Source organism: Gilliamella sp. Nev5-1 (genome assembly GCF_001690895.1).
GTDB lineage: Bacteria > Pseudomonadota > Gammaproteobacteria > Enterobacterales > Orbaceae > Gilliamella > Gilliamella apicola_C.
Genome location: NZ_LZHO01000072.1, coordinates 1 through 5,613, shown reverse-complemented (window position 1 = coordinate 5,613; position 5,613 = coordinate 1). Strand labels below are relative to the sequence as shown.

The following is a 5,613-nucleotide window of genomic DNA, read 5'->3' as shown; positions in this document are numbered from 1 at the left end:
GTGCATGGTGAAATTAGCGACATTATTAATGCCAATGGCGACCATTATCATATTGATTACACGCCGAGTGGCAAAGTAAAAACAGAAAAACTGTTTGATGGGCGCTATATCGTTTGGGATTATGATGCTAATGACCAGATAATCAAGCGAACAGAATACGGCGATACTCGACAAGACGACACCGCCTTAATCACCACCTATGAGCGTGACCATTGCGGACGGTTAACTGCCCGTATATTGCCTGATGGACAAAAGGTCACCTACCACTATGATGGATTTGGTCGACTCAATGAGGTGGACGATGGCAAATGGCCACTGGTATGGCAATACGACAAATGTGGACGCATCACGCAAGAGCACCAAGGCTTTAGTAGTCAATATTTTGATTATGACCAAGCGGGACGCTTATTTAGAATGCGCCTGCCTGATGGTAACATCTTAACCCACTATTACCGAGGTGATGAAGTCAGCCAAATTGACCTAAACGGTCAAACACTATCAACCCACCGCTGGCAGGAAGGCAATGAAATTGCCCGTAGCATGGGGCGATGTGGCGAACTCAATTGTCATCAGCAATTTGATAGCCGTGGTCGATTGCTTAATCAAAAAGTCAGGGTCAAAGACAGCCTAAATAAACCGATTGAACGTCATTACCAATATAATGTTGCCGGTGAGCTCACCCAAATGACCGACAACTACAAAGGGGTAAAAACCTTTACCCACGACTTAAAAAGCCGACTCAGTAGCGCTAGCCACCAACCTTATAGCCAAGGGCAATTACCGGATGAGCTGAGCTATAAAGGCTATCATGAGCACTTTTATTTCGACGGGGCCGATAACTTACTGGGCAGTGAAAAGCCACTTGATGAATTAAAACACGCATCATCTACTGCCAAAACCCATGGCACCCCCAAAGCACCCTGCCCCCACAGCAACAAGCTCAAGGCTAACCGCTTATTGATTCAAGGTGACCGCCATTATCAGTACGACCAATACGGCAATGTGATTCGAGAGTTACGCGGTAAACGGCAACATACTGAACACCAATTTAAATGGAATGGGCAACATCAGCTTATTGAATTTAAAAAAATCCGCCACTACTGGGACGAAAACGACAAAGACTTTCATCAAACGGTAGAAACCGTACACGGTTATGAATATGACGCCTTTGGTCGCCGAATCAGCAAAACCGACATGCAAACGGGCGATAAAACGCTGTTCTTCTGGCAAGGTGAAAACCTTATTACGGAATGCCACGCCGATGATGCGGACTTTAGTGTAGAGGTAATCCGCAATGAACACACCAAGGCCCAAGACTACCGCTGCATCAGTTACATTTACGAGCCGGGCAGCACCGGCTTTAGACCGATGGCGCAGTTAGTCGGTCGTGGACGAGGTGGGCAAATCTACTACTACCTCAACGACCAACTCGGCACCCCGCAAGAGCTCATAACGGCGAATGGCGACATTGTCTGGAGTGGTGTTTACAAATCCTATGGCAACCTCGCCATAGAATACCGCACCGTACCACAAAATCTGCGCTTTCAAGGGCAGTATTTTGACGAAGAGTCAGGGTTACACTATAATCGCTACCGCTATTACGACCCGTACACCGCCCGCTACATCAGCCAAGACCCTATCGGACTGGCTGGTGGTGAAAATGCCTATAGCTACGTTCCTGACCCACTGGCTTGGATTGACCCGTTGGGGTTGACAAAAATTTGCCCTGTCCGAGAAGTAAATGGAACAAAAATATATGGAAAAGGACAAGTTGATAGCACACCGGGGCATGACCAGTTTTCAGAGGCCATCGCCAATAAACTGGCTATGTCTGGCCAGTTCACCGAAATATATTTAAATCGCTCTTATAACATGGCTTTAAAAACAAAGACAAGTGCACGCAGACCCGATATTATGGCTATCGATAAAAATGGAAAAGTTCATGCGATAGAGATAGCCTCTAAAACGGATAAAAATAAATTAGAATTTTTAGTAGAGCGTAATAAACAAGTTATGGAAAAGTTAGGAGTCTATAGCGATAAACGAATTTTTCTATTTAAACATCCATATAATGCGACAAACATAAAACACGAATTAGATATATTGATTAAAGGTATAAAAGAAGGAGGGTAAACATGTACAGTGGCATTGTTTTATACGATACCAAAACTATCTCAAAGAATATTGGCTTAGCGTTTGCCGAAACATTATTTTCAGTATTAAATGTTCCTATTACAGAAACTAGTTATGTTAAGCCGATAATCAAGAAGGACTATAGTGATTTTAAACTGGTTAAAATATCCCTAAAAGGATTAAAACAAAAAATAGATCTACCGGAAATTCTTGCTTTTTATATCGTTAATGAAGTAGACAATATATATCATCTTCGATTTAGCTATAATACTGATAAATTTGGGAGGAGTAACAAAATTTATATTTCATATGATAATAAACTTGATCATGATAATATCATTTTGAACACTATAAAAAATTTTGCTTGCCAAAACCATTTTTCTTATGGCATAAAATTTACGGGATGCAAGAGTATAGATGATGCCATTTTATATGCTGCGGGGAGCCGACCAAGTGCTATATACCCTTACGAAAAATCTTATTTTGAAGAAGAACTATTAAACGACAATAAGCGACTGAGAATGATTTATACCGCAAATATTATTAATTGTTATCATTTAGATATTAGTGTAGAGAAGAACACCACGCTGAAAGATTGGATATTAAGTAATACAAGCCATGGTACGCTTGAAAAATTAAGCGATAAATTATGGTTATGGCTGGTTCCCGAGAATGAACTTGATAATATCAATTATTTTCTTGGACAATTGGGATTATTAATATCATGGAAATTACCCACACTAGAGCCAGAAAAACCTAAACGTAGGCTACCCTAAAATAGAATAATTGACGACAAATAAACAACCGTGCTTATATCAAATCCTTGCATTAAAACAGCAAGGGTTGCCCTTTCTACTCTATCATTTTACACCACTTAAAAAATCAAATAAAATCAATATGTTTTCTGAACGATTATTATAAAAAACACAATAACTTTTTAGCCTACCCAAAGGCTGTTTTTGATACATATATCAGTACGACGAATACGGCAATGTGATTCGAGAGTTACGCGGTAAACGGCAACATACTGAACACCAATTTAAATGGAATGGGCAACATCAGCTTATTGAATTTAAAAAAATCCGCCACTACTGGGACGAAAACGACAAAGACTTTCATCAAACGGTAGAAACCGTACACTGTTATGAGTATGACGCCTTTGGTCGCCGAATCAGCAAAACCGACATGCAAACGGGCGATAAAACGCTGTTCTTTTGGCAAGGTGAAAACCTCATTACGGAATGCCACGCCGATGATGCGGATTTTAGTGTAGAAGCTATCCGCAATGAACACACAAAAGCCCAAAACTACCGCTGCCTAAGCTACATCTACGAACCCAGCAGCACCGGCTTTAGACCAATGGCGCAGCTAGTGGGTCGAGGACGAGGAGGGCAAATCTACTACTACCTCAACGACCAACTCGGCACCCCACAAGAGCTAATGACCGCAAGTGGTGATATAGTTTGGAGTGGTGTTTACAAATCCTATGGCAACCTTGCCATAGAATACCGCACCGTACCACAAAACCTGCGCTTTCAAGGGCAGTATTTTGACGAGGAGTCAGGGTTACACTATAATCGCTACCGCTATTACGACCCGTACACCGCCCGCTACATCAGCCAAGACCCTATCGGACTGGTTGGCGGTGAAAATGCTTATAGCTATGTTCCTGACCCACTGGCTTGGATTGACCCATTGGGGTTGACAAAAATTTGCCCTGTCCGAGAAGTGAATGGAACAAAAATATATGGAAAAGGACAAGTTGATAGCACACCAGGGCATGACCAGTTTTCAGAGGCTATTGCCAATAAACTGGCAATGTCTGGTCAGTTCACCGAAATATATTTAAATCGCTCTTATAACATGGCTTTAAAAACAAAGGCAAGTGCACGCAGACCTGATATTATGGCTATCGATAAAAATGGGAAAGTTCATGCTATAGAATTAGCCTCTAAAACGGATAAAAATAAATTGGAGTCGTTAATTCGCCGTAATAAGGAGGCTATGGAGAAATTAGGTAGCTATAGAGAGGATGCTATTTCTCTATTTGAACATCCATATAATGCAAGAGATATAAAACACCGGTTAGATTTATTAATTAAAGGTATAAAAGAAGGAAATTAGCTATGTACAGTGGCATTGTTTTGTATAATACAGAAGACATCTCACCAAATATTGTGTTAGAGTTTGCTGAAACACTATTTTCGGCATTAAATATTCCTATTACAGAAGCTAGTTATATTAAACCAATAATAAGGAAGAGTTATAATGATTTTAAGTTTGTTAATATATCACTGAAAGGATTAAAACGTAAAATAAATCTACAAGAGGCGACCGCTTTTGATGTACTGAATGTGTTAGACGATACTTGTTATCTACGTTTGGTTTATTATACGGAAGAATTTGGCGGTACTAGCGATATTTATATTTTATATGATAATAAACTAGATCATGATGGTATTGTTTTGGAGTTGATAAAGGATTTTTCACGTCAAAACTATTTTTCTTATGGCATAAAATATTCGAGGTGTAAGAGTACAAATAATGCAACTGAGTATGCCGGAGGATTCAACTTTGCCACAATATATCCTTACGAAAAATATCATTTTGACGAAAAAAAATTAGATGACAATAAGCGATTAAGAATGATTTATACCGCTAATATTATTAATCAGCATCATTTAGAGATTGGTGTAGATAATACCACGTTGAAAGATTGGATATTAAGTGATACAAGCCATGGTACGCTTGAAAAATTAAGCAATAAATTATGGTTATGGCTGGTTCCCGAGAATGAACTTGATAATATCAATTATTTTCTTGGACAATTGGGATTATTAATATCATGGAAATTACCCACACTAGAGCCAGAAAAACCTAAACGTAGGCTACCCTAAAATAGAATAATTGACGACAAATAAACAACCGTGCTTATATCAAATCCTTGCATTAAAACAGCAAGGGTTGCCCTTTCTACTCTATCATTTTACACCACTTAAAAAATCAAATAAAATCAATATGTTTTCTGAACGATTATTATAAAAAACACAATAACTTTTTAGCCTACCCAAAGGCTGTTTTTGATACATATATCAGTACGACGAATACGGCAATGTGATTCGAGAGTTACGCGGTAAACGGCAACATACTGAACACCAATTTAAATGGAATGGGCAACATCAGCTTATTGAATTTAAAAAAATCCGCCACTACTGGGACGAAAACGACAAAGACTTTCATCAAACGGTAGAAACCGTACACTGTTATGAGTATGACGCCTTTGGTCGCCGAATCAGCAAAACCGACATGCAAACGGGCGATAAAACGCTGTTCTTTTGGCAAGGTGAAAACCTCATTACGGAATGCCACGCCGATGATGCGGACTTTAGTGTAGAGGTAATCCGCAATGAACACACCAAGGCCCAAGACTACCGCTGCATCAGTTACATTTACGAGCCGGGCAGCACCGGCTTTAGACCG

At 39.8% G+C, this 5,613-nt stretch carries 5 protein-coding genes; all 5 read left to right on the top strand.

The features are described 5' to 3' along the window. The coding region (locus A9G41_RS09905; protein ID WP_143425454.1) for an RHS repeat-associated core domain-containing protein at window positions 1-2,133 on the top strand (2,133 nt) is incomplete at its 5' end. A gap of 2 nt (window positions 2,134-2,135) precedes the next feature. After that, a complete protein-coding gene (locus tag A9G41_RS09900) occupies window positions 2,136-2,909 on the top strand; it encodes a hypothetical protein (protein WP_075539609.1) in 774 nt (257 codons plus the stop codon). A 217-nt stretch (window positions 2,910-3,126) separates the two neighbouring features. Continuing rightward, on the top strand, window positions 3,127-4,257 hold the full coding sequence (locus A9G41_RS14850) for an RHS repeat domain-containing protein (protein ID WP_143425453.1): 1,131 nt from the start codon (window positions 3,127-3,129) through the stop codon (window positions 4,255-4,257). 2 nt (window positions 4,258-4,259) lie between these two features. Continuing rightward, complete coding sequence (locus A9G41_RS09890; protein WP_082259650.1) at window positions 4,260-5,030, top strand: hypothetical protein; 771 nt, start codon at window positions 4,260-4,262, stop codon at window positions 5,028-5,030. Window positions 5,031-5,247: 217 nt separating this feature from the next. Further along, on the top strand, window positions 5,248-5,613 hold a 366-nt coding region (locus A9G41_RS09885; RefSeq protein WP_143425452.1), incomplete at its 3' end, for a hypothetical protein.

Coding starts and splice junctions, on each gene's coding strand:
- A9G41_RS09900 (WP_075539609.1), top strand. CDS start 2,136: ATGTACAGTGGCATTGTTTTATACGATACCAAAACTATCTCAAAGAAT.
- A9G41_RS09890 (WP_082259650.1), top strand. CDS start 4,260: ATGTACAGTGGCATTGTTTTGTATAATACAGAAGACATCTCACCAAAT.